General features: G+C 67.8%; 22 protein-coding genes, 1 tRNA gene and 2 pseudogenes. 7 read left to right on the forward strand and 18 right to left on the reverse strand.

Features of this window, described 5'->3' with window-relative positions; translation table 11 throughout:
* The first annotated feature begins 16 nt into the window (after nt 1-16).
* The 3 genes from G6N19_RS20760 to G6N19_RS20770 are packed head-to-tail and all read left to right on the forward strand — an operon-like array spanning nt 17 to nt 3,669.
* Entirely contained in the window at nt 17-1,276 is a 1,260-nt protein-coding gene (locus tag G6N19_RS20760; protein ID WP_013828815.1) for an amidohydrolase family protein, read from the forward strand.
* Between the two features lie 13 nt (nt 1,277-1,289).
* Complete coding sequence (locus tag G6N19_RS20765) at nt 1,290-2,933, forward strand: NAD-dependent malic enzyme (protein WP_193465529.1); 1,644 nt, start codon at nt 1,290-1,292, stop codon at nt 2,931-2,933.
* A 25-nt stretch (nt 2,934-2,958) separates the two neighbouring features.
* Nucleotides 2,959-3,669 carry a hypothetical protein gene (locus G6N19_RS20770; protein WP_041317795.1) on the forward strand — a complete coding sequence of 237 codons (711 nt, stop codon included), beginning with the start codon at nt 2,959-2,961 and terminating at the stop codon, nt 3,667-3,669.
* A 55-nt stretch (nt 3,670-3,724) separates the two neighbouring features.
* Here the strand turns inward: G6N19_RS20770 and G6N19_RS20775 are convergent, their stop codons facing one another.
* Both G6N19_RS20775 and G6N19_RS20780 read right to left on the reverse strand, forming a co-directional pair.
* On the reverse strand, nt 3,725-6,091 hold the full coding sequence (locus G6N19_RS20775) for an AAA family ATPase (RefSeq protein WP_232062448.1): 2,367 nt from the start codon (nt 6,089-6,091) through the stop codon (nt 3,725-3,727).
* Nucleotides 6,092-6,114: 23 nt separating this feature from the next.
* The gene (locus G6N19_RS20780) at nt 6,115-6,804 is read right to left on the reverse strand and encodes a type 1 glutamine amidotransferase domain-containing protein (protein ID WP_083039427.1); all 690 of its coding nucleotides are present in this window, start codon (nt 6,802-6,804) and stop codon (nt 6,115-6,117) included.
* A 67-nt stretch (nt 6,805-6,871) separates the two neighbouring features.
* Here G6N19_RS20780 and G6N19_RS20785 point away from each other — a divergent pair, with 67 nt between their 5' ends.
* Nucleotides 6,872-7,372, forward strand: coding sequence for a TspO/MBR family protein (locus G6N19_RS20785; protein ID WP_193465530.1), 501 nt, complete (start codon nt 6,872-6,874; stop codon nt 7,370-7,372).
* Nucleotide 7,373: 1 nt separating this feature from the next.
* Here the strand turns inward: G6N19_RS20785 and G6N19_RS20790 are convergent, their stop codons facing one another.
* The 3 genes from G6N19_RS20790 to G6N19_RS21665 form a co-directional block, all read right to left on the reverse strand.
* On the reverse strand, nt 7,374-8,369 hold the full coding sequence (locus G6N19_RS20790; RefSeq protein ID WP_193466468.1) for an oxygenase MpaB family protein: 996 nt from the start codon (nt 8,367-8,369) through the stop codon (nt 7,374-7,376).
* Nucleotides 8,370-8,566: 197 nt separating this feature from the next.
* Nucleotides 8,567-9,232, reverse strand: a complete 666-nt coding sequence (locus tag G6N19_RS20795; RefSeq protein WP_193465531.1) for a serine protease — start codon at nt 9,230-9,232, stop codon at nt 8,567-8,569.
* 19 nt (nt 9,233-9,251) lie between these two features.
* Nucleotides 9,252-10,673 (reverse strand): hypothetical protein, encoded by a 1,422-nt coding sequence (locus G6N19_RS21665; protein ID WP_193466469.1) that lies wholly within the window; start codon nt 10,671-10,673, stop codon nt 9,252-9,254.
* A 139-nt stretch (nt 10,674-10,812) separates the two neighbouring features.
* Here G6N19_RS21665 and G6N19_RS20805 point away from each other — a divergent pair, with 139 nt between their 5' ends.
* On the forward strand, nt 10,813-11,061 hold the full coding sequence (locus G6N19_RS20805; protein ID WP_013828806.1) for a tyrosine-type recombinase/integrase: 249 nt from the start codon (nt 10,813-10,815) through the stop codon (nt 11,059-11,061).
* Here G6N19_RS20805 and G6N19_RS20810 read toward each other — a convergent pair.
* From G6N19_RS20810 to G6N19_RS20820, 3 genes are all read right to left on the reverse strand, one after another.
* Nucleotides 11,058-11,495 carry a GNAT family N-acetyltransferase gene (locus tag G6N19_RS20810; protein WP_049792879.1) on the reverse strand — a complete coding sequence of 146 codons (438 nt, stop codon included), beginning with the start codon at nt 11,493-11,495 and terminating at the stop codon, nt 11,058-11,060. The two genes, G6N19_RS20805 and G6N19_RS20810, sit on opposite strands and share 4 nt — an antisense overlap.
* 16 nt (nt 11,496-11,511) lie before the next feature.
* A complete protein-coding gene (locus tag G6N19_RS20815; RefSeq protein ID WP_041317785.1) occupies nt 11,512-12,072 on the reverse strand; it encodes a hypothetical protein in 561 nt (186 codons plus the stop codon).
* A 71-nt stretch (nt 12,073-12,143) separates the two neighbouring features.
* Nucleotides 12,144-12,217, reverse strand: a tRNA-Pro gene (locus G6N19_RS20820).
* Between the two features lie 163 nt (nt 12,218-12,380).
* Between G6N19_RS20820 and G6N19_RS20825 the strand changes: the two genes are divergently transcribed.
* Entirely contained in the window at nt 12,381-14,066 is a 1,686-nt protein-coding gene (locus G6N19_RS20825; protein ID WP_193465532.1) for a patatin-like phospholipase family protein, read from the forward strand.
* A gap of 5 nt (nt 14,067-14,071) precedes the next feature.
* Here G6N19_RS20825 and G6N19_RS20830 read toward each other — a convergent pair whose 3' ends face one another.
* From G6N19_RS20830 to G6N19_RS20860, 7 genes are read right to left on the reverse strand one after another with little or no spacing between them, the layout of a single operon-like run.
* Nucleotides 14,072-14,854, reverse strand: coding sequence for a sulfite exporter TauE/SafE family protein (locus G6N19_RS20830; RefSeq protein WP_193465533.1), 783 nt, complete (start codon nt 14,852-14,854; stop codon nt 14,072-14,074).
* A gap of 22 nt (nt 14,855-14,876) precedes the next feature.
* Nucleotides 14,877-16,295, reverse strand: a complete 1,419-nt coding sequence (gene der / locus G6N19_RS20835; RefSeq protein ID WP_193465534.1) for a ribosome biogenesis GTPase Der — start codon at nt 16,293-16,295, stop codon at nt 14,877-14,879.
* The gene (cmk, locus tag G6N19_RS20840) at nt 16,292-16,984 is read right to left on the reverse strand and encodes a (d)CMP kinase (protein ID WP_013828800.1); all 693 of its coding nucleotides are present in this window, start codon (nt 16,982-16,984) and stop codon (nt 16,292-16,294) included. Before cmk ends, der begins: the two co-directional genes overlap by 4 nt.
* Entirely contained in the window at nt 16,981-17,742 is a 762-nt protein-coding gene (locus G6N19_RS20845) for a pseudouridine synthase (protein WP_013828799.1), read from the reverse strand. Before G6N19_RS20845 ends, cmk begins: the two co-directional genes overlap by 4 nt.
* Nucleotides 17,742-18,506: an SMC-Scp complex subunit ScpB gene (gene scpB / locus G6N19_RS20850; protein WP_013828798.1), complete on the reverse strand. Its 765-nt coding sequence runs from the start codon at nt 18,504-18,506 to the stop codon at nt 17,742-17,744. Before scpB ends, G6N19_RS20845 begins: the two co-directional genes overlap by 1 nt.
* A gap of 14 nt (nt 18,507-18,520) precedes the next feature.
* A complete protein-coding gene (locus tag G6N19_RS20855) occupies nt 18,521-19,351 on the reverse strand; it encodes a segregation/condensation protein A (protein WP_408632515.1) in 831 nt (276 codons plus the stop codon).
* Nucleotides 19,339-20,196: a ParA family protein gene (locus G6N19_RS20860; RefSeq protein ID WP_041317780.1), complete on the reverse strand. Its 858-nt coding sequence runs from the start codon at nt 20,194-20,196 to the stop codon at nt 19,339-19,341. Before G6N19_RS20860 ends, G6N19_RS20855 begins: the two co-directional genes overlap by 13 nt.
* Nucleotides 20,197-20,311: 115 nt before the next feature.
* Here G6N19_RS20860 and G6N19_RS20865 point away from each other — a divergent pair.
* Nucleotides 20,312-21,061: pseudogene (locus G6N19_RS20865) on the forward strand (O-methyltransferase); the annotation flags it as partial.
* Nucleotides 21,062-21,165: 104 nt separating this feature from the next.
* Here the strand turns inward: G6N19_RS20865 and xerD are convergent.
* The 3 genes and pseudogenes from xerD to G6N19_RS20880 form a co-directional block, all read right to left on the reverse strand.
* Nucleotides 21,166-22,113: pseudogene (xerD, locus tag G6N19_RS20870) on the reverse strand (site-specific tyrosine recombinase XerD); the annotation flags it as partial.
* Nucleotides 22,110-22,733, reverse strand: a complete 624-nt coding sequence (locus tag G6N19_RS20875) for an NUDIX domain-containing protein (protein WP_013828792.1) — start codon at nt 22,731-22,733, stop codon at nt 22,110-22,112. The pseudogene xerD and the gene G6N19_RS20875, both read right to left, overlap by 4 nt.
* Complete coding sequence (locus G6N19_RS20880) at nt 22,726-24,522, reverse strand: CTP synthase (protein ID WP_049793015.1); 1,797 nt, start codon at nt 24,520-24,522, stop codon at nt 22,726-22,728. Before G6N19_RS20880 ends, G6N19_RS20875 begins: the two co-directional genes overlap by 8 nt.
* Nucleotides 24,523-24,595: the final 73 nt, after the last annotated feature.

A 24,595-nucleotide genomic window follows, 5' to 3' on the forward strand; every position in this document is an offset into this window, starting at 1 on the left:
AGCTGAGGAGGCCGGCGTGCAGATCCATCGCGGCAACATCGTGTTCACCCCGACGCCGCAGGATTTCGTCACGCTCGCCGATGGTTACGTCATCGTCGGCGACGACGGTGTCATCGCCGACTGCGTTGCCGAACTGCCGGACCGGTACGCCGGTGCGCCGGTCACCGATCACGGCGACCGACTGATGCTGCCGGGTTTCACCGATGCGCATGTGCACGCCTGCCAACTGCCGATCACCGGATTGCAGGGCAGCACCGAACTGATCGACTGGCTGCACACGCTGACCTTCCCCCAAGAGGCCGCGTTGCGTGACGCGGTCTACGCGGACGCCGTCTACGGTGAGTTCGTCGAATGCCTGCTGCGCAACGGCATCACCAGTTCGATCGTGATGGGCACGATCCACGCCGACAGCACCGGCATTCTCGTCGACAAGCTCATCGCGGCGGGACTGCGATCGTGTGTGGCCAAGGTGTCCCGGGACCGCAACGCACCGGCTGACTCCCGCGTGGACACCGCGCAGGAGATCGCCGACTCCCGAGCTTTCATCGAGCAGACGCTGCCCAAATCGCCGCTGATCACTCCGGCCATCGGCCCCAGTGTGGCCATGGTCTGCTCGCGCGAGCTGATGGCGGGGCTGGCGCAGCAGGCCCGCGAGTTCGGCATCCCGTGTCACATGCATCTAGCGGAGAACCCCACGGAGATCGAGATGACCCTGCAGATGCACCCGGACAGCGCCGACTTCGTCGACATCTACCAGCGCGCAGGCCTGATGGGCACGGCCGACACCGTGGTGGCCCATGCGATTCATCTCAACGACCGCGAAAAGCGGGTGCTGCGTGACACCGGCATCCTGGTCGCGCACTGCCCCCACTCGAACCTGAACCTGCTCAGTGGGGTGATGCCGCTGGCCGACTACCACGACACGGGTGTCCATGTCGGGCTCGGCAGCGACGTCGCGGCCGGGCATGCGCTCAACATGTTTCAAAACATCGTCGGCGCAATCCAATCCGGCGCCGTGAGCTATCTGGCCGAGCGCACGACACGGCCGGTGCGGGCCGCCGAGGCGTTCTACTGCGCGACCAAGGGCGGTGGCGGATTCTTCGGCAAGACCGGCAGTTTCGAACCGGGTTACGCGTTCGACGCGCTCGTCGTCGATGACTCGATGTGGCCGCGGTTCAAGCCCATGACGCTGGCGCAGCGTGTCGAGAAGCTCATCTACTGCGGCGATGACCGCAACATCGAACGCGTCTACGTCTACGGTCGGCAGGTGAGATGAGGGAGGTGACGCTGTGACACCGCAACAGCGCCGCGGTCAGGATCTGCTCTTCGATGCCCTGACCACCAAGGGGACCGCATTCAGCCACGAGGAGCGTCGTGAGCACGGCCTGCTGGGACTGCTGCCCGTCGCGGTGAAAACCATTGCCGAACAGGCCGCCCACACCTACACCGAGTTCTCCACCCGCCGTGACGATCTGGACAAGCACATCTATCTGCGGGCGCTGCAGGACCGTAACGAGACGTTGTTCTATCGACTGCTCAGTGAACACATCGAGGAGATGCTGCCGATCGTCTACACTCCGACGGTCGGCGAGGCCTGTCGGCAGTTCAGCGAGATCTACCGGCGACCGCGCGGGTTGTTCGTGTCGTATCCGGATCGGCAACAGCTACGGGAGGTGTTGCGCAACCGGCGAGAGCAGCAGATCGACGTCATCGTCGTCACCGACGGCCAGCGCATTCTCGGCCTGGGCGATCAGGGCATCGGCGGCATGGGCATCCCGATCGGCAAGCTCTCGCTGTACACCCTGATCGGTGGCATCGCGCCTGCCCGCACCTTGCCGATCATCCTCGATGTCGGCACCGATAACGTCGAATTGCTCGACGATCCGCAGTATCTCGGCTGGCGCCATCGCCGCATCAGCGACGAGGAGTACTACGCGTTCGTCGATGACTTCGTCGCGGTGGTACGCGAGGAACTGCCCGATGTGCTGCTGCAGTGGGAGGATTTCGCCACCACGCATGCACTTCCGCTGTTGGAGCGCTACCGCAACCGGTTGCTGACGTTCAACGACGATATCCAGGGCACCGCCGCGGTCGCCCTCGGCGCGCTGCACGGCGCCGTCCGGGCCGCCGACCGGCCGCTGTCGCGGCAGCAGGTGGTGATGTTCGGTGCCGGTTCGGCAGGCATCGGCGTGCTGGAGATGATCCGCCGGGAGATGGTGGCGGAAGGGCTGACCGATGCGCAAGCCGCCGAACGGATCTGGGCCATCGATGTCGAGGGGCTGCTGACCGACGAACGCACCGATCTGTCCGACAGCCAGCGCCGGTTCGCGCAGCCCGCTTCCCGCCTGGCGGGTTGGGAGGGCCGGGGCCTGGCCGATGTGGTGCGCCACGTCGACGTGGGGATCCTGTTGGGGCTGTCGACGGCGGCCGGGGCCTTCACCGAGGACATCGTGCGCACGCTGGCGGCCAAGACCGACCACCCGATCATCTTCCCGCTCTCCAATCCGACGAGCCGCGCCGAGGCGCACCCCGCTGAGCTCGACGCGTGGACCGACGGACGCGCACTGATCGCGACTGGTTCGCCGTTCGCACCGGTGCGCCGCGGCGGGCGGACCCGCCACGTCGCCCAGTGCAACAACGTCTACATCTTCCCGGCGATCGGGCTGGCGGTGACCGCGGCGCGGGCGACCCGCGTCACCGACGCCATGTTGCGGGCGGCGGCCACCACCCTCGGCGACACTTCCCCGGCGCTGTCCGACCCCGACCAGCCGCTGTTGCCGTCCTTCGCGGATCTGCCGGAGATCACCACCCGCATCGCGACCGCCGTGGCGGTCCAGGCGGTGCGCGACGGGGTCGCGCCGGAGGCCTCCGACGACGAGCTCGCAGCCGCCGTCCGACGGACACGCTGGGCACCGGAGTATGCGACTCGCTAGCCGAGCTGGGCCACCGTCCTGCAATATGCGAGGTCAGTTCACTAAAGTGCTCGGGGTGGATAGAGGGAAGATCGCCCGGCGATGTGGTCGCGGCCTCGCCATCGTGGCGTCGCTGGCGGTTTCCGCCGCCCTCATCCAGGCCCAGGGAACCCAGGATGCGGCGCCGAAACCCGCCGAGACCGCCGAAGCGGCCCCGGCGCCCGCTCCGCCGCCGCCCGCCGGCAAGATCCGCCTCGCCGACCCCGCCGAAGCCGCCGCGCTGGCCGCCAACGTGCCGATGCCGACCGAAGGCCAGCAGTTCACCTTCCCGCTGCCCGCCGGCGTGGCCCCGGAGAACGGGCTGCAAGTCAAGACCATCTGGGCCGCCCGCACCATCGGCGTGCTGTTCCAGGAGATCAAGACCATCTACGGGTACCGGCAGGACCCGCTGCGATGGCATCCCGACGGGCTGGCCATCGACGTGATGATCCCGAACTATCACAGCGACGCCGGCATCCTGCTCGGCGATCAGATCGCCGGCTACGCCCTGGCCAACGCCAAGCGCTGGGGTGTCAACCATGTGATCTGGCGGCAGAAGATCTACCCGGGCGTCGGAGGCGGGAACTGGACGTCGGATTACGGCAACGAGACCGCCAACCACTACGACCACGTCCACATCGCCACCAATGGCGGGGGCTACCCGACCGGGCAGGAGACGTACTTCATCACCTCGATGACGCCCGCGCCGCCCGACTGAGGGCCGGGGCGTTCACGGGCGTCGCCCCGGGCGGGTCGGGCGGTGTTGCCACCGGTTACCGGCGCGCAATCCAGCCGAGGAACTCCGCCACGGTGAACACCGGTTTGTCGTACTCCTGGGCTTTGCGGGCCTTGCCGGACTGGGTGCCTGCCTCGGCGATGACCAGCACCTCGCACCGCGTCTTGGTCACCGAACGTACCGGCGCCAGCCCGGCTGAGGCGGCCAGGTGCTCCATCTCGTCGCGATCCATCACGCGGCCTTGGCCGTCGACCGCGGTTCCGGTGAAGCAGACGCGGGCGCCGGGGACCAGGACCGCGTCGATGTCATCGGCCGTCGACAGCGGCTGAGCCAGCCCGGCGCCCAATTCACCGGCTCCCAATGCTGCCAGGGCGTCGCGTAGGCGCCCCAGCACCTCGTCAGGTAGCGGGGTGCGGGCCGCCGCCAGCAGCAGCTGGTCGGCGGCGGTCTGGCGGGCCGCGTGCTCCCAACTCGTCTCACCGGCGAGGAAGCCCTCATCAGCCGGGACGGCGCCCAGCAGGACGGCGCCGATGCCGCGGCTGATCCGCAGCAACGCTGACAGGGCCGGAAGGTGTTCTGCCGTCGGTGTTGTGACGTCAGGGTCGCGGCTGAGCAGGATTCCCGTCAGCGCATCGGTCTCGTCGGGCTCGTCGAACGGCGATGAGCCGGCATCCAGGGTGCCGGCATCCAGGGTGGCCAGCGCCGATCTGGCCCGCTGCAGCGCTGTCTGGCCGGTGACGGCAGCGCCGCGCAGTTCGGCCCCCAGCGGCATGGGAACGACCTGCCCCAGCCGTTTGAGTTCGAAATCGATCAGCCCCAGCATCTCGTCGATATTCACCCCCACCGGTGTGCATCCGGCCAGCATCGGAGCGATCACTGCCCACGCCTCCCGCAGCGTGGGCGCCAGCAGCACATCTGCCACCCCGATCCGGTACGCCTGCCGGGCGTCGGCCAGATCACGCTGCGGGTTGATCAGCGTCGACACCGCGGTACCGTCATCGAAAGCCACCGCCAACTCCACCGGGCGCGGCCGGGACATCCGACCCTCGTCGCCCACGGTGAGCAGGCCGATCGCGCAGAAGCGGCGAGACCGCTCGGGGCTGGCCGAGGCACGCAGAAACCGGGCGATCCGGCGGTCCACCTTGAGATCCTTCGGCAGCACCGGGCGTTTGAGCACCAGGCCTGCCAACGACGTGCATCGGCTCAGGGCCACGTAGAGCTGGCCGGTGGAGAACATGCCCCCAGACAGGTCCACCACCAGCCGGTCCAGCGTCTGGCCCTGGCTCTTGTGAATCGTGATCGCCCACGCCAGCTTGAACGGCAACTGGGTGTAGGTGCCGACAACCTCCCGGCGCAAGGTACCGCCGTCGACCACCGGGCGGGTGGCCTCCCAGGTGAACGGGGCGACCTCGGCGATCGCACCGTCGGGGAACTCGACCTCGACGACCGCGCCGTGGCGGTCGTAGTCCACCCCCACCACACGTCCGATCGAGCCGTTCACCCAGCGCTCGGCGTGGTCGTTGTTCAGCATCATCACCTGGGCGCCGGCCTTGAACCGCAACTCGTCGTCGATCGGCTTGTCGAATAACGACAGGTCACCGGATTCGGTGGCCCGGTGCACCATTACTTCGCCGGGCAACCGTTCGAGGTGCTGGCGGTTGCGGGCGGTTACCAGTCTGTTGGTCGGCGCGAGTGTCAACCAGAACTCGTCGTCGGGAGGCACGAAGTCGGCATTGACCCGAGCGTCCAGGTGGTGCCGGGCATGACCGAGCAACACGCCTTCGCGAATCTCATTGAGAATCGCGGTCATCCGGTCGTCGCCGAGCTGGCGGAACACCGTCGTCAGCGAGACACTCGGAAAGTCCTCACGGCTGAAGGCGTTGGCCGAGAAGAAGTATGGGGTGTCATAGGTTGTCGAGAAGTAATGCTGCTCTCTCTCCGTGACCACGGGTGGCAGCTGATAGAGGTCGCCGACCAACACGACCTGCACCCCGCCGAACGGGGTTCCGGGCTCTGGGCCGAACCGCTGCAACGCGCCTGCGACCATGTCGAACACGTCGGCACGAACCATCGACGTCTCGTCGATGATCAGGGTCTGCAGCTTGCCGAGCGTCTTGCTGAAGCGTCCGGGCCGATAAGCCCCGACGGTGACATCGGAGAGCGTCGTTGTCGGACGGAATCCGAACAGGCGGTGGATGGTGTGCCCGTCGACGTTGAGCGCCGCGATGCCGGTCGGAGCGACCACGACGACGTTGCGGTCGGTGCCGGCCATGAAATGGCGGATGAGCGTCGACTTTCCGGTGCCGGCCTTACCGGTCAGGAACAGGTTTCGGCCTGAATCCAACAGCGCCAACGCTTGCCGGAACTCGTCGGTCACCAGCACCGTGTTGCTCGCTGCAACCACGGTTGCACCTTACCTTTGCGGCGTCACCCACCCAGCACGGAGACGATCTTCTTGGCGGTCGCCTTGGCCGATCCCGGATTCTGTCCGGTGACCAGCCGCCCGTCGGCAACGACGTGCGACGCGAAGGGAAGCAAGCCCTTCTGGTAGCGGGCGCCGCGCTTTTTCATCTCTGCTTCGGCGTTGTAGGGCACCAACTTGTTGACGCGCGCAAGAACCTCCTCCACCCAGGCGAACCCGGTGAGCCTGCGCCCGGAGACCAGCAGCGATCCGTCCGAGAGCCTGGTATTGAGCAGGCCGCAGTAGCCGTGGCAGACCGAAGATACGATTCCCCCTCGTTCGAATATCTCCCGCGTGATGCGTTGCAGCCCTTGGCTATCGGGAAAGTCGAACATGACCGCGTGTCCGCCGGTGAAGTAGATCGCGTCAAAATCTGCCGGGTCGAGCTCATCGGGCGAGGCGGTGCCGGCCAGCAGTGCCATCTTCGCCGCGTCGGCGTGCCAGGCTTTGGCGCTCTTGTCGAAGTTGGGGAACTTCAACGAGCGCGGTTCCAGCGGCGAAGGCCCGCCTTTCGGGCTGGCGATCGTCTGCTGGTAGCCCGCGTCGGCGAAGATCTGATAGGCGTGGGTCAGCTCCGAGAGCCACAGCCCGGTCGGCTCGGCCGGGTCGTCGTAGTGGGCGACGTTGGATACGACGTTGAGAATGTGCTTGGTCATCCTCCCAGGATTGCGCTGCTCCCCCCAACCGCGCCAGCATTCGGCCGCCGCCCTTTAGGGTGCAACCATGCAGGTAACCTCGCCGAAAGCGCATCAACCCGGTTCGCTGCACCTCGCCGCGCTGCTGGTCTCACTGCTCGCCGTCATCATCGTCGCCACGCTCGGAGGGCTGGCGACCGCCGATGCCGCAGCCGATTACGGGAGGCTCGCCCAGCCCGGCTGGGCGCCACCGAGCTACCTGTTCGGGCCGGTGTGGAGTGGCCTCTATCTGCTGATGGCGGTCGCGGCGTGGCTGGTCTGGCGTGCCGATCCCCGGTGGAGCAGCCCGGCCGTCATCGCCTACGGCATGCAGCTGGTCCTGAATCTGGCGTGGTCACCACTGTTCTTCGGACTCGGCTGGCGGGGTCTGGCCCTCGTGGACATCGTGGTGCTGGACGTCGTCGTGGTGGTCACCATCGTCGCGTTCTGGAAGCTTCATCGCGCCGCGGCGTTGCTGATGCTGCCGTATCTCGGGTGGATTCTGTTCGCGACCGCGTTGAACTATTCGGTGTGGACGCTGAACAGCTGACTCAGTCGACTTTCGGGCAGTAGAAGTGCGGGCTGTCGCGGTATTCGACCGGTGGCAGATTACGCGCCGGGGTCTGCACCAGCGGGGCGTCGACCGGAAGACGGCCCGAGGCACGGTCCAACGCCGAGCGCTTGCGCGGATGCATCAGTGCACGCTTCGGCCCGTACTTGGAGACGAGCGTGATCGCCTTGCACAGATACCCGTGCACCCGCTCCTGTCGCGCCGACCAGGTGTAGCCCATGAGTTCGCGCACCGGCGGGTCGTAGAGGGCCACCGTCATGAACGTCAGGAAGCGCTGCATCACCTTGAGGTTCAGCTCCCACAGCCAGTCCGGAATCCACTGCAGTGACGGGTGTTTGGGCATGGTCGACAGATCCATGACCTCGCGGGCAGCCCAGGTGTTCTCCAGCACGTTGTTGCACATGTGGTCCCAGTACTCCTGGAACTCCTCCCACGTCTTGGGCACCGGACGCATGCTCATGCCGTACATGCGGTACCAGGCGACGTGCTCGTCGAAGAGCTGTCGTTTGTCGTCCTCGCTGAGTCCGCCGGCGAACTTCTCGGCGGCCAGCAGGGTCGACTTGAAGAACGTGGCGTGCGCCCAGTAGAAGACGTCCGGGTTCAACGCGTTGTACCGGCGGCCCTGCTCGTCGACGCCCTTGATTCCGATGTGGTAGTCGCGGACCTCGGCGCCGGTCTGCGGGGCGCGGTAACCGTCGAACACTACGCCGCCGATCGGGTAGATCGACCGCATCAGCCGCGGGATGCGCTCCATGAAGAAGATGGAGTGATCCTTCACCGCCGCGCCCAGCTGCGGGTGCATGTTCTGCATCGAGCCCGCCCAGGTCCCCTGGAACAAGCCGGTCCATTGACCGAAGTACTTCCAGGTCAGCGAGTCGGGGCCGAGCGGCACCGGTGGCGCGTCGTAGCCGCCGGTGCTCACCGGACAGCCCGGAGCCATCGGCGCACCGTCGGCCGCCGGACAGGTTTCCGACATGTCTTGAGTCACGAGCGCGCACTCCCAGTCAGTGGTGGTCCATTTTGGACAACGTGTGTTGTCAGTATCGACAGCTTAGGACGGGCCAGCGACCGCGGTCAACGGTCGGTCCGGCACGGTTGGCGGTCAGGGTGCGCGCGGTGTATGGCTACCAGCGCATTCCCGTTGCGCGGGCGACCAGAACCGCACCGGCCCCGTCAGCTCCCGATCGGGACGAATCCGCTGCCGGGTCCGTCGCCGGCGTTGACGTCGGCCAGGATTGCGCTGAATTTCGTCACGTACGTAATCGGCAACGAGGGGGTAGACCTGCCGCCCCAGGTGATGCCGCCACCGACGACCATTCCGACCAACAGACCATCCATCGTTACCGGGGCTCCCACATCGCCTCCGTCAAACCACCCATGCATCTGGATGCGCGGCCAGCCGTCCTGCCTGATGCCATAACAGATGCCAGGACTGGCAGGTCCCCACTTGCACACCTGCGAATCGAACACCGGGTCGGGACCGAGGCCGTTGATCGCAACGCCGGCGTAGTCAGACACCGGAATCAGCTCGGGCGCATCGAACTTGATCACCGCGTAGCCGAGGTCGCCGTTGGCGGCCACCACCGTGCCCACGGTGGTGTCGGCTCCCGCAATTGCGACGGCAGCCCCTGGCCCGCCGCACTGCGCTCCGGTGAAGCCCACGACGTCGCCGGCCCGGTCGCGTCCGATCGTGGTCAAGGTGCAGAAGCTATCTCCGTTGACGACGACGACCGCTCCACCGCCCAGGATCACCATCGCAGCCGCCGGAGGAGCAGCCGGCAATCCCGCAGCGAAAAGCAGTGCGAGGGCGACGGTTTCCCGCCAACGCGCGAACCGCACGGCGCCTCTCACGTGTCGGTCAGCCGACTGGGTTCAGGGTGGCGTCGCCATCGGCTCCGGGTGTTCCCGGCGTTCCGTCGGCGCCGCCGTTGCCACCCGTTCCACCGGGCTCGCGCGAGTTTCCTCCGCCATTGCCGCCGTTGCCCCCGGCACCGTTGCCGTTGGGACCGACTTGCCCACCATCACCGCCATCGCCACCGATGCCGCCGGCGCTACCCAAGTCGCCGGAGCCGCCGTTTCCGCCGTTGCCGCCGACTCCGCCGGTACCGCCATCGGCGTCGCCGCCGGTCCCGCCGGTCCCTCCGGTGCCACGAGGCGCGTCATCGGAGCCGGTAGTCAGGCCAGTGCCACCGTTTCCTCCGTTGCCGCCATCACCACCTTGGCCTCCGGTGCCGGCACCGCCGCCACCACCGCCACCACCGCCGGCGCCCCCGAAGCCACTACTGCTCGCTCCATCACCGCCGCTACCACCGGCACCGCCGACTCCGCCGTCGCTGGCGCCGCCATTGCCGCCGACGCCGCCGGTGCCGCCCTGGCCGCTCGCGTTCAGACCGACACCGCCGCCGGCACCGCCGGCACCGCCGTGGCTGGCAGCAGCACCGTCGACACCATCACCGCCGTTGCCACCGTTACCGCCAACACCACCGTTACGGCCGCCGCCCAGCATGCCGCCGATACCGCCGTCGCCTCCCTTGCCACCGGCACCGGCGATGCTGCCCTCACCCTCGGCGACACCGCCATCACCGCCGTTACCACCGGCCCCGCCGTCCCGGCCACCGCTCAGCGGGCTGGTTATGCCACCGGTCCCACCTGTTCCGCCGTTGCCGGCGACGCTGTTTACACCGCTCACTGCGCCGCCATTGCCACCGTTGCCGCCGGCGCCCCCGTCCTGGCCGCCGCCCACCAGGCTGCTGATGCCTCCCTCGCCGCCGTTGCCGCCGGTACCACCGCTGCTGTGGTCTCCGATGGCTGCACCACCGTCTCCGCCGTTGCCGCCTACGCCGCCGTTGCGGCCGTCGGAAGTGGTGCTGCTGGTGCCACCGTTGCCGCCGTCACCTCCGTTGCCGGCGGTGCTGCCGTCGCCGGTGGCGTCACCGCCTTTGCCGCCGGCGCCGCCGATACCGCCGTCGCCGCCGCTGCCCAGGGCGCTGCCGTAGCCGCCGGTACCACCATCGCCGCCGTTGCCCGCCGTGCTGCCATCCCCGGTGGCGTCACCGCCGTTGCCGCCGGCACCGCCGGGACCTCCCCCACTCCCGCCACCCAGGATGCTGCCGAAGTTGCCCGCGCCGCCGGTTCCGCCATCACCGGCGACACTTCCTGCCCCGTTGGCGGCACCGCCGTTTCCACCGTTACCGCTGCCGTAGCCGCCGTCACCGCCCGCGCCACCGGTCCCGTTGGCGCCGACAGATGTTCCGCCGTGACCGCCGTTCCCGCCGCCCACACCGCCGTTACCGCCGGCCGCTGGTCCAAGCAGGGCGACCGTCTGGTGTTCCGCACCGAGCTGGGCACCATCGTGGACGACCGTTACCTGCTGCGTGCGATGAAGTCCGCTGCCACACGGGCGGGTGTGGCTGACAAGGGTGACCAACCACACCCTGCGGCACACCGCCGCTCAGACCTGGCTGGAAGCCGGTGTCCACATCAAGGCGGTCTCCGACCTGTTGGGACACTCCTCCATCAGCATCACTGGCGACATCTACGGTCACACCTCCGACGACACAGCGCGGGCTGCGATGGATGCCCTCGCCGAACGACTCGGGCACCGCAAGCCCAACCTGTCGGTGGTCAAAGACTCCGACGACGGGGGCACCTCGGCGGCGTCAAGCTAGCTGACCTGGACGTAGGCAGGGCGGCATTTCGCGTCGCGGTTCACGAAACGCTCCCACCCCATACCACTACCCCAGAACTGGTCTGACTGTTCGTCCTGACTCAGCGCGACCAAGCGACGGTCAGGGAATTGACGCCTCAGTTCTGCAACCACAGCACGCCCTATCCCCTGCCGACGATGGTCTTTGCGCACTTCAAAGGTCTGTATCTCCAGCGCAGCGTCCTGGTACTGCACGGCGTCTCCGTAGGCTTCGAGGCAGACCATTTCATCGGTCACCAAGCGCGCGACTTCTACGCCGTCGAGCATCACGCGATAGTTGGTGTATTTGTCCGTGTCACTGATGCCTCTAAACCAGGTGAATGAGTACCCGGTGTGATCGGAGCCGAATGGCTGCGCGCCCTGGCGGCGAGGGATTTTCACCAGCTCCAAGTTCATGGTCACCGAAAATCACCTAGGCGCCGTCGCCGTTGGTGTCGTCCATCATCTCTAACAGGTAGTAGGAGGTCAGGTCGGTCAGGTGCTTTTGTATCTGCTGTTCACGAGGCAAGGCGCGAAGGATCGTCGGCAGCAGGCTAAAGAAGACGACCAGCCTCCCAGCACCTGCACTTTCCAGTCTCTGCAACCTGGTCTGCATCTTGTTCGACTCGCCGCTCTCCGCTACGGCGTCGTCCATCAGCGCCTGGGTCGGGTTCACGATGTTCGGATTGTCGGTCAGCCCGATGACCGCTGCACCACTCGACGCGATGCTGGTGTAACTCGCCTCAAGCTCGGCGCGCACCTTCTCGTACGCCGAGATGAGCGCAGCGATGTACCTCTTAACCCCATCCGTGTCCCGTGTGATGGGTGCCGCCGCAGACTGTCGCTCTTTCCTGAGTATCTCGCTCACACGATTGCGCTCCTCCACCGCTGCAACGAACTCAGTCACGGCTATGTCCAGTGCCTCGTTTCCCATGTCTCCCCTGGTGTTCTCGCGATGCCCATCTAGCCCCGAAATCCTGCCCGTGGTGGTCACCAGTGGTGATCAGAATGGCGAAAGGGCATCTTCGATTGCTCGAAAACACCCTCTGACCTGCTAAATCCTTGTCGGGCTGACAGGATTTGAACCTGCGACCACTTGACCCCCAGTCAAGTGCGCTACCAAACTGCGCCACAGCCCGCCACCGCCGAACAACCCCGGCAGCAGGTCGAAAGCCTACCGCAAGGGATCGGGCGCGCCGAACCCGCGTGAGGGCACCGGCCGCCCGGATCGAGACGCGTAGGCTCGCCACGCGAGCGTGCCTCCCCCCTCCGCAACGCCCACAACCCCAGGAATCGCAACTGATGCAGATCCCCTTCGTCGAAGCAATGCTCGGCATGGTCGATCGCCGCCCTGACCCGATGCACATCCCCGGAACCACCGAGGACGCCGTCACCGACGACGTCGTCGACACCGCCGACCCCGGTGACGCCGTCCTGCTGCTGCAGAAGATGGAGAACCGGCTGGTCCGCCACTCGCTGCGTCACCCCGATGTGCTCTCGGCCGAGCAGCTGCGCCGGCTGCGGTATCTGCTCAACTTCGCCCGGCTGGGTGACTTCGAGCCCGGGGCCGCGGGTCCGGGCGGCAGCCGCGGACGCGGTGATGTCTCCGTCGGGGCGGAGCTGGCCCCGTGGCGGGGCAAGGTGACCGATGCCCTGTACGGCCCGCTGCGCGAGGAACGCGACCCGGTGATCGCGCTTACCGCCGCACGCGACGCACTCGGTGCGCTGGCCGCCGATCAGGACGAGCAGCGCCGGCACTTGATCGAGCGCCACGGTGATGACTTCTCCGCGTGCGAACTCGACGCCGAGGTCGGCCACAAGAAGCTGGTCACCGTGCTCGGCGGTGGCGGCGGAGCCGGGTTCGTCTATATCGGCGGCATGAATGCGCTGTTGGAGGCCGGACCGGTCCCCGACTATCTGATCGGCTCGTCGTTCGGTTCGATCCTGGGATCGGTGGTCAGCCGGACGCTTCCGGTGCCCATCGAGGAGTATGTCGCGTGGGCGAAGACGGTGTCGTTCCGCGCCATCCTGGGACCGGAACGGCTGCGCCGCCGCCACGGACTGACCGGGGTGTTCTCGCTGAATTTCGATCAGTTCGCCGACGCCATGTTCCGCCGGGAGGACGGCGAACTGATGCGGATGTCGGATCTGGCCATCCCGTTCGACGCGGTGGTCGCCGGCGTGCGCCGGCAGCCTTTTGCTGCGCTGCCGGCGCGGTACCGCAATCAGCGGCTCGCCGCGCTGCAACTGCGCTCGTTCCCGTATCTGCCGATCGGACTCGGCCCGCAGGTGGCGACCCGGCTGTGGCAGACCGCGGCCTTCATCGACCCACGGGTGGTCAAACCGCTGGTCATCGGCGGCGACGACCCGGACCGCGACGTCAACGTGGTCGACGCGGCGTCGTTCTCCTCGGCGATCCCCGGAGTGCTGCACCACGAGACCAAAGACCCGCAGACGGTGCCGATGTTCGATGCGCTGCTCGCCGACAACGACGTGGGCGCCCTGGTGGACGGCGGCGCGGCCAGCAATGTTCCGGTCGAGCTGGCCTGGAAGCGGGTCCGCGACGGCCGGCTGGGCACCCGCAACGCCTGCTATCTGGCCTTCGACTGTTTCCATCCGCAGTGGGATCCGCGGCACCTGTGGCTGGTGCCGATCACGCAGGCGATCCAGCTGCAGATGGTGCGCAACGCCCCCTACGCCGACCATCTGGTCCGGTTCTCCCCGACGCTGTCACCGGTCAACCTGGCGCCGTCAGCGGCCACCATCGAGCGGGCCTGTCAATGGGGACGCAAGAGCGTCCAGGGCGCGATCCCGGTGGTCTCGGCGCTGCTGGAACCGGTGTGGTGGGAAGGCGAGAAACCGGCGGTGGTCGAGTCCGAACCTGCGCAACCGGTGCAGCAGAAGGCCGCGCCGATGAGCACGGTGATGTCGGCGTTGCGCCGGCCGCGGAATCGCTGGGAGCGGTGGCGCAACCGCGACGCGATCTGAACCGCTCAAACCGCCAGCAGCCGGTAAAGCCCGATCAGGCCGACCACCAGGATCGCCGCGCGCAGGGTATTCGGTGACAGCCGGCGCCCGTAATGCCCTCCCAAGTAGCCGCCTACCATGGAACCGACCGCGATCAATCCCACTGCAACCCAACTGATCCTGTCGAATGCGGTCAGAATGTAAGCCAACGCTGCGACCACATTGACCAACGTCGTCAGCAAGACCTTGGCCGCATTCATCCGCTGCATCGACTCGGGCAGCAGCACCCCCATCACGCCGATCAGCAGAATGCCCTGCGCCGCAGAGAAGTAACCCCCGTAGACAGCGACCGCGAAAGTTCCGATCGTAAGTACTGTCATCCGAGCGCGACTCAGGTGCTCACGTGAGCGGCCGGCCTGTTCCGCCCGGCGTTGGGCGATCGCCTGAACCCGCGGCCCGACCACGACCAGCGTCAGGGCGATGACCAACAGCACCGGCACCACCCGGTTGAAGACGCTTTCGGGCAGGTGCAGCAGCAGATAGGCGCCCAAGATGGCGCCGGCCACCGAACCCGGGATCTGCCAACGCAGCTGGTCCCACTGCCCGCGCAGCTCACGCCGGTACGCCCAGGTACCCGACACCCCGCCGGCCACCAGGCCGATCGAATTGGAGATGGTCGCGGTCAACGGCGGGAAACCCAGCGTCACCAATGTCGGGAAGGTGATCAGCGTGCCGGAGCCGACCAGAGAATTGATCGCCCCGGCGCCCACTCCGGCCAGGATGATCAGCACCATCTGCGAAACCGGCACCGGCTCCCCCTTCTGCGAGGCCTCAACGAGTGCGCTTGGCGCCCCGTTTCTCTCGCACCCGCACATTGATCCGGATCGGGCTGCCCTCGAACCCGAACGTCTCGCGCAGCCGTCGCTCCAGGAATCGGCGGTAGCCGGCCTCCAAGAACCCGGTGCTGAACAACACGAACGTCGGCGGACGAGCCGTGGCCTGGGTGGCGAACAGGATTCGCGGTGCGCGGCCGCTCCGCGCGGGCGGCGGTGTCGCGGCCACGACTTCTTTGAGCCAGGAATTGAGCTGGCCGGTGGAGATCCGGGTGTCCCACGATGCCAGCGAGGTCTCCAGCGCGGGCACCAACTTCTGCACGGCGCGACCGGTTTTGGCCGAGATGTTCACCCGTGGCGCCCAGGCCAGCCGGGCCATGTCGCGGTCGATCTCCTTGTCCAGCAGGTAGCGGCGATCCTCGTCGACCAGATCCCACTTGTTGTAGGCCAGCACCACCGCGCGGCCCGCCTCGACCACCATCGAGATCACTCGTTGGTCCTGCTCGGTCAGCGGCTGCGACGAATCGACCAGCACGATCACCACTTCGGCGGCATCGATCGCGCCGTGGGTGCGCACCGAGGCGTAGAACTCGTGTCCGCTGGCTTGCCCGACCTTGCGGCGCAGCCCGGCGGTGTCGACGAAACGCCAGATCTTGCCGTCCATCTCGATCAGCGAGTCGACGGGATCGACGGTGGTGCCGGCGACGTCGTGCACCACGGAACGCTCATCGCCGGCGAGCCGGTTGAGCAGCGAGCTCTTGCCGACGTTGGGCTTGCCGACCAAGGCGACCCGTCTCGGGCCGCCGCTGCCCGCCGACACCTCGGCCACCTCGGGCAGCTTGGCGACCACCTCGTCGAGCAGATCGGCCACCCCGCGGCCGTGCAGCGCGCTGACCGTGAACGGTTCGCCCAGCCCCAGCGACCACAGTGCCGCCGCGTCGGCCTCGGCGCGCTCACTGTCAACCTTGTTGGCGGCCAAGAACACCGGTTTACCGGAGCGGCGCAGGATCTTGGCGGCCGCCTCGTCGCCGGCGGTGGCACCGACCACCGTGTCCACCACCAGGATCACCGCGTCGGCGGTGCGCATCGCCACCGCCGCCTGCTCGGCGACCAGCTGCTGCAGGCCCTTGGCGTCGGGTTCCCAGCCGCCGGTGTCCTGCACCACGAAACGGCGTCCGGTCCACAGTGCGTCATAGGAGACCCGGTCGCGGGTCACGCCGGGCAGGTCCTGCACGACGGCTTCGCGCCGGCCCAGGATGCGGTTGACCAGCGTTGACTTGCCGACGTTGGGCCGGCCCACCACGGCCACCACCGGTGGCGGCCCGGAGTCCTCGACGTTCTCATCGAAGCCACCGTCTTCGCCGATCTCCCAGTCGGTTTCGTCGAACCAGGTGCCGTCGGATTCGGAAGTGCTCATCGGATCGCCCCGCAGCGTTGCTCGACCAGATCGCGCAGGTGGTCGATCACCTGCTCCTGGCTCATCTCTCCGGTGTCCACGATCACCGCGTCGTCGGCGGGCCGCAGCGGCGATACCGCCCGGGTGGAATCCAGTTCGTCACGCCGCCGCACATCGGCCAGCACACCGGGGTAGTCGTCGCGCAGGCCGGCCGCGACGTTCTGGTCGTTGCGGCGCTGGGCGCGGGTCTCGGCCGAGGCGGTCAGGAAGATCTTCACGTCGGCATCGGGCAGCACCACGGTGCCCACGTCGCGGCCTTCCACCACCACGCCACCGCCGGCAGCGGCCAGCTGCTGCTGTAGGGCTACCAAACGAGTACGCACTTCGGGGACCGCCGACACCGCCGACACCGCCCCGGTCACCTCGTCACCGCGAATCTCTCGCGAAACGTCTTCTCCACCAAGGTAAGTGCGGTCGCCATCGGGCTGCGAATCCACCGAGACCTCGACATTCCGGGCGACCGCGGCGATACCGTCGGTGTCATCGAGGGCGACGCCTGCGCGCAGCGCCGCCAGCGTGACGGCCCGGTACATGGCGCCGGTGTCGATGTAGCGCGATCCCAGCGCTTTAGCCAATCCTCGCGCGACCGTGGACTTTCCGGTTCCGGCCGGTCCGTCGATGGCGACGACCGCCAGACGGCCCGCGCTCATAGTCCGACCGCCGTATACAGTTCGCCGATCTCCTTGCGGTTCAGCACCCGAATGGTTCCGGGCCGCTGCTCCCCCAGCGCAACCGCGCCGATGTCGGTGCGCACCAACTCCTGAACCGGGAACCCGACGGCGGCCAACATCCGGCGGACGATGCGCTTGCGGCCCTCGTGCAGGGTCACCCGCACCAGCGACTTGCCGGGTACGGCGTCCACCACCGCGAAGTCGTCGACCTTCGCCGGCCCGTCGTCGAGTTCCACGCCCTCGCGCAGCTTCTTGCCCAGCCCGCGCGGAACGGATCCGAGCACGGTGGCGACGTAGGTCTTGGGAACACGGAAGGACGGGTGCATCAGCCGGTGCGCCAACTCACCGTCGTTGGTCAGCAGCATCAGCCCCTCGGTGTCGGCGTCGAGCCGTCCGACGTGAAAGAGCTTGGCATCACCGCGAACCCGGTGCTCGACGTAGTCGCCGATGCACGGCCTGCCGCGGTCATCCGACATCGTCGAGTGCACACCGCGCGGCTTGTTCAGCGCCAGATAGACCCGGGTGTCATCGACGCTCACCCGCGCCCCGTCGACGCGGATCACCGAAGCGGCGGGATCCACCCGGGTGCCCAGTTCGGTCACCACCTGACCGTCGACCTCGACTCGGCCGTCGCGAATCATCTTCTCGGCGACCCGGCGCGAGGCGACCCCGGCCTGCGACAGCACTTTCTGCAGGCGCACGCCCTCGGCGTCCGGCTGGAAATCGGAGAAAGCCATCAGAGGTGGTCCACATCGAACGTCAGCGGCTGGTCGGCCGCCGGCGCGCCACCGAGTTTCATGAAACGCGGTTCGCTGTCCAGGGATTCGCTCAGGTCGTCGATCACGTCGACATCCGGCAGCAGCGGCGCGATGTCGGGCAGGTCGGCCAGCGATGACAGTCCCAGCCGCTCCAAGAACAGCTCGGTGGTGGCGAATGTCACCGCGCCGGTGTCGGCGTCCGCGCCGGCTTCGGTGATCAGGCCGCGCGCCAGCAGCGTGCGCATCACCGCGTCGACGTTGACGCCGCGCACCGCGCTGACCCGGGCCCGCGTCACCGGCTGGCGATAGGCGACCACCGCCAGTGTCTCCAGGGCGGCGCGGGTCAGTTTGGAGCGGGCGCCGTCGAGCAGCAGGCGCTCGACGTAGGGGGCGAACCGGGCGCGGGTGTAGAACCGCCAGCCGCCGCCGGCCTCGCGCAAATCCATACCGCTGTCGCGGTCGGCGAGTTCGTCGGCCATCGCCCGCAGTTTGGCGGTGATCCGGTAGACCGGCTGGTCGGTGGCGGCCGCCAGCGACTCCACGGTCGCCGGGGTATCGACCACCAACAGCAGGGCCTCGAGCACCGCGCCCAGTTCGGCGTCCTCGAGTTCGGGGGCCACGGCGACGTCGATACCCAGATCGGAGCCCGACCCGCCGGAAGCCTCCAGTTGGCCGGTGTCATCCACCGTTTCCGCAGCCGCGGCGCCGTCGGACACCTCGGGTTCGGGCATGTGGTCAGTCATCAACTCGTCTCGCACTACTCGGCCGATTCTGCTTTCACCAGGTCTTCATTGCTGGGACGTTCACCGGTCCACGACACCTGGAGCACACCAAGTGGTTCTGACTGATCGAATGCTACCGCCCGCGCTCGATACAGCTCGAGCAGCGCCAGGAAGCGGCCGACGATCTCGATCGGCGCTTGGCAATCGGCCACCAGCTCCGAGAACGACGCCCACTGACCGGTGCCGCGTGCCTCCAGCAGCCTCAGCAACACACCGGCCTGCTCGGGCACCGACACCATCACCTGATGCAGATGCTCAGTGCCCACGGTCGGAACCGGGCGCGGGGTGAATGCCGCCGCCGCGATCTGGGCGAACGTCTCGGCGTCGACGCCCAACATCACCTCGGGCAGCAGGTTGGCGAAGCCGTCCTCCAGCGAGACCGCGCGCGGATAACTGCGCAGCGCGGCGGCCTCCAGTTCGGCGAACATCTGCGCCACATGCTTGAACGCCCGGTACTGCAGCAGCCGGGCGAACAGCAGGTCGCGGACCTCCAGCAGCGCCAGGTCCTCTTCGTCGTCGACCTGTCCGGCCGGCAGCAGCCGGGCCGCCTTGAGATCGAGCAGCGTGGCGGCGATCACCAGAAACGCCGTGGTCTCCTCCAGCTCCAGCTGCGCGCCGACTTCACGCGTGTAGGCGATGAAATCATCGGTGACCTGGTGCAAGGCCACCTCGGTGACGTCGAGGCGATGCGCGAAGATCAACTGCAGCAGCAGGTCGAACGGACCCTCGAAGTTGGTCAGGCGAACGCGGAAACCGGTGGCGGCCGTTTCGGTGTCGGTCTGGGCGTCGGTACTCACGCGCCGAATCGGTCGATGACTTCGCGGGCCAGCGCGCGGTAGGCCTGTGCGCCTCCGGACTTCGGGGCCCAGGTGGTGATGGGCTCCCCGGCCACGGTGGTCTCGGGAAACCGGACCGTGCGGGTGATCACCGTGTCGAACACCAGGTCGCCGAAGCGCTCCACCACCCGCGCCATCACCTCCCGGGAGTTGACCGTGCGCGGGTCATAGCGGGTCAGCAGGATGCCGCTGATCTCCAGCTTCGGGTTCAGCCGGTCGCGGACCTTCTCGACGGTGTCGGTCAGCAACGCCAGCCCGCGCAGCGAGAAGTACTCGCATTCGGTCGGGATCACCACCCCGTCAGCGCAGGCCAGCCCGTTGACGGTGAGCAGCCCCAACGACGGCTGACAGTCCACCAGCAGGTAGTCGTAGCGGTCCAGCACCGGGCGCAGCGCACGGGCCAGCGAGTGCTCCCGCCCCACCTCGTTGACGAGCTGGATCTCGGCGGCCGACAGGTCGATGTTGGAGGGCACCAGGTCCAGGTTCTCGACGCGGGTCTGCATCAGCACGTCGTCGATCTCGACCCGCGGCTCCACCAGCAGGTTGTGGACGGTATGCGCCAGTTCGTAGTGCGGCACCCCCAGGCCGGCCGACAGCGCGCCCTGCGGGTCCAGGTCCACCAGCAGCACCTTGCGGCCGTACTCGGCCAGCGCCGCGCCGAGGTTGATGGTCGAAGTGGTCTTGCCGACGCCGCCCTTCTGGTTGCACATCGCGATGACCTTGGCGGGGCCGTGTGTGGAGCGGGGCTGCGGCTCGGGGATGTTGCGCGGGGGACGCCCGGTCAAGCCGACGGCGGAGCTGTCGTCGTCGCTCATGGCCGAGTCGGCGTGGTCGTGGCGAACATCCGAAGAAGTCTAACCGGTGACCGACGCCCACACCTGCTACATGAACAGTCCGCCGCGGCGTGCCGAGCGCCATAAGATCGCAGCCATGAGCCTGAAACGACGCCTCCCCTTCCTGCGGTGGTCGTTCCTGCGGATGGCGACCGGCGGCCGCAACATCACCACCACCGGCCAGATCGGCGACGGCCGCGAAGCCGCCGCCGTCGACTACGTGCTGGCCCATGCCCGAGCCGGCGATATCGACGACGTGCTGGCCCGCATCGACGAGTTCGCCTACGAGAAGTCGCTGCTGATCAATATCGGCGACGAGAAGGGCGCCCTGCTCGACGCCGCGGTGCAACGGGTCCAGCCGGCCCTGGCCCTGGAGCTGGGCACCTACTGCGGCTACAGCGCCCTGCGTATCGCCCGCTCCGCACCGGCGGCCCGGATCTATTCGATTGAGCTGGCCGAGGCCAACGCCGACAACGCCCGGCAGATCTGGGCGCACGCCGGGGTGGCCGACCGGATCACCTGCGTGGTGGGCACCATCGGTGACGGCGGGCGCACCCTGGACGTACTGACCGCGCGGCACGGCTTCGCCGCCGGCACGCTGGATTTCCTGTTCCTCGACCACGACAAGGACGCCTACCTGTCGGATCTCCAGAGCATTTTGGACCGGGGCTGGCTGCATCCGGGGTCGGTCGTGGTCGCCGACAATGTCAAGGTGCCGGGAGCGCCGCGCTACCGCGAATACATGCGGGCTCAACAGGGGACGCACTGGGACACCGTCGAACACAAGACCCACGTGGAGTATCAGCGTCTGTTGTCCGACCTGGTGCTCGAGTCGACGTACCTGGGTAATTCCTCCGCCGAGCAGTCGCGAAAGCCCCCGCGGGTGCTTTTGGGGCTTACGGGTCTGCTCGCGCAGGAGAAACCGCGCGAAAGACCAGAAGAAACTAGCGGGCGCGGGGTGGGCGCCGCCCAGACCTCACGCAACGCGTTCACCGTGACCAGCGTGTAGATCTGGGTGGTGCTCACCGAGGCGTGACCGAGCAGTTCCTGCACCACCCGCACGTCCGCGCCACCGTCGAGCAGATGGGTCGCGAACGAGTGCCGCAGCGTGTGCGGTGACACCTTCGCGGTGATCCCGGCGCGTTCGGCGGCGTCCTGCAGCACCTGCCAGGCACTCTGCCGCGACAGCCGGCCTCCGCGGGCGTTGAGGAATACCGCCGCGGTACCGCGCCCGCGCCTCGCCAGGTCCGGGCGGCCGCGCACCAGGTAGGCGTCCAGCGCGGCCACCGCCGGCCGGCCCACCGGCACCAGCCGCTGCTTGCCGCCCTTGCCGCGCAACAGTACCGACCGATCACTGACGTCGACGTCGTCGAGGTCCAGTCCGACGGCTTCCGAGATCCGCGACCCGGTGGAGTACAGCATCTCCAGCAACGCCCGGTTGCGCAGTGTCAGTGGACCGTCCGAGACGCTTTCTCCGCCGGCGCCGGCCAGCAGCGCCGACACCTCGTCGATGGTCAGGCTCTTGGGCAGTCGCCGCCCCGGCGTCGGCGGCTTGACGCCGCGCGCCACATCCATCGGCGCCATGCCCTCGGCGGCGGCGAACCGGTGCAGGCCCCGCACCGCGATCAGGGCGCGCCCGGCCGAGACCGCCGACAGCGCCGGTATGCCGTTCTCCGGGTCGCCGCGCCGCAGCGCCACCAGGAAGTCGGTGACGTCGCTCTCGCCGGCACGTGCCAGGTCGTCGACGCCGCGGGCCAGCAGGTGCTCGCTGTAGCGGCGCAGATCCCGCCGGTAGGAGCTCAAGGTGTTGGCGGCGACCCCCCGCTCGACCGTCAGATGATCCAGGTAGCCCTGCAGCTGCCCGCTCAGCGGATCGACCGGCTGCGCCGCCGCCGTCATGACGGGTTCTTCCTGGCGGCGAACGCGGTAGGCCGGTCGACCCACTCGGCGTCCACCGGGCGCAACGTCGTGAATCCCTGATGATGCAGATAGGCCGCCAGGATCCCTGCCACCGCAAGGGCGTTGACGATCTCACCGCTGAACACCAGCTTGGCGGCCTCGGCGATCGGATACCAGCGCAGCGTGAGATCCGCCTCCTCGTCGTGCGCCTCCGGGCGGTCGACCTCCGAGAGGCCGGTGGCCAGATACACCCGCACCGACTCGTCGCTGAACCCCGGCGTGGAGTCGAGGTCGACGAGCACCTGCCAGGTGGTCGCCGTCAATCCGGCCTCTTCGACCAGTTCGCGGCCGGCGGTCAGGTGCGCCGCCTCACCGCCGAGATCCAGCAGTCCGGCGGGCAGTTCCCACAGCCGCCGGCCGAACGCGTGGCGGTACTGGTAGATCAGCGGGATGTTGCCGGCATCGTCCATGGCGACGACGCCGACGGCGCCGTAGTGTTCCACCACGTCGCGGGTGGCCGTAGTGCCGCCCGGCATCCGCACCTCGTCACGGCGCAGCGCGAAAATCTTGCCGCTGTGCAGCAGCTGCGACGAGGTGGTCTCGAAGACGTGGTCAGCCACGGGTTACATGTTCCGGCAGGGCTTCTTGCAGCGGGTCGGCCAACGGCTGGGCGCTGCCGCCTCGCCCGTCTGCCCGGTGTTGGAGGTCGGCGGGTTGTTCGTGGTGCTGTTCGGGGATCTCCACCGGCAGCCGCTCGGCGGCCTTGTAATCCATGGCCGCACCGACGAACGCCGCGAACAGCGGGTGCGCCCGGGTCGGTCTGCTCTTGAGCTCCGGGTGTGCCTGGGTGCCCACCAGGAACGGGTGCATCTCGCGCGGGTACTCGACGAACTCCACCAGTTTGCCGTCCGGGGAGGTGCCGGAGAACCGCAGTCCGCTCTGCGCGATCCGGTCCCGGTAGGCGTTGTTGACCTCGAACCGGTGGCGGTGCCGCTCGGAGACCTCGGTGGCCTGATAGGCCTCGGCCACAATCGAATCCGCTTCCAGCACCGCCGGATAGGCGCCCAGGCGCATGGTGCCGCCGAGGTCGGCCGTCCCGGCGACCGCGTCCTGCTGGTCGGCCATGGTCGCGATCACGGGGTCGGGGGTGTCCGGATCGAACTCCGCCGAGCTGGCTTGCGCGATCCCGGCGGTACGGGCGGCGTCGATCACGATGCACTGCAGGCCCAGGCACAATCCGAGCACCGGCAGCCCGTGGGTGCGGGCGTAGGCGATGGCGCCGATCTTGCCCTCGATGCCCCGGATCCCGAAGCCGCCCGGAATCAGCACGCCGTGCATCTCACCGAGCGCGGCAGCCGCCCCGGCGGGGGTGTCGCACTGATCGGAGGCGATCCAGTTGATCTCGACCTTCGCGTAGTGGGTGAAGCCACCGGCGCGCAACGCCTCGGTCACCGACAGGTAGGCGTCGGACAAGTCGATGTATTTGCCCACCAACGCGATTCGCACCGTCTCGTGGGGCTCGTGGACGCGGCGCAGCAGTTCGTCCCACTCGGTCCAGTCGACATCCTTGAACGGCAGGTTGAGCCGGCGTACCACGTAGGCATCTAGTTCCTCGCGGTGCAGCACCTTGGGGATGTCATAGATCGACGCCGCGTCCGGGGTGGAGATCACCCCGTCGACGTCGACGTCGCACATCAACGCGATCTTGTTCTTCAGCGGTTCGGGTACTTCGCGGTCACAGCGCAGGATCAGTGCGTCGGGGGTGATACCGATGCTGCGCAGCGCAGCCACCGAGTGCTGGGTGGGCTTGGTTTTGAGCTCGCCCGAGGGGGCAAGGTAGGGCACCAGCGACACGTGCAGGAAGAACACGTTGTCCCGGCCGACATCGTGGCGGACCTGGCGGGCAGCCTCCAGGAACGGCTGCGACTCGATGTCGCCGACGGTGCCGCCGATCTCGGTGATGACGACGTCGGGGCGCCGGCCGTCGGCGTCCGGATCGGACATCGCCAGGATGCGCCGCTTGATCTCATCGGTGATGTGCGGGATCACCTGCACGGTGTCGCCGAGGTATTCGCCGCGGCGTTCCTTCGCGATCACCGTCGAATAGACCTGTCCGGTGGTCACATTCGCCGACCCGGACAGGTCGCGGTCGAGGAATCGCTCATAGTGGCCGACGTCGAGGTCGGTCTCGGCGCCGTCCTCGGTGACGAAGACCTCCCCGTGCTGGAACGGGTTCATCGTCCCGGGATCGACGTTGAGGTAGGGGTCGAGCTTCTGCATGGTGACCTGCAACCCGCGGGCGATCAGCAACTGTCCGAGGCTGCTCGCGGTCAATCCCTTACCCAGTGAGGAGGCAACTCCACCGGTGACGAAGAGGTGCTTCGGCTCGGTTTGCGGGTGCTTTCGCAGTGGTGGCAACACCAACCTCCGTGACGACGGCGCAGGGATTGAGGGCCTGCCGACCCACGGAATCTCACCCTAA

The organism is Mycobacterium novum (assembly GCF_010726505.1).
Classification (GTDB): Bacteria; Actinomycetota; Actinomycetes; order Mycobacteriales; family Mycobacteriaceae; genus Mycobacterium; species Mycobacterium algericum.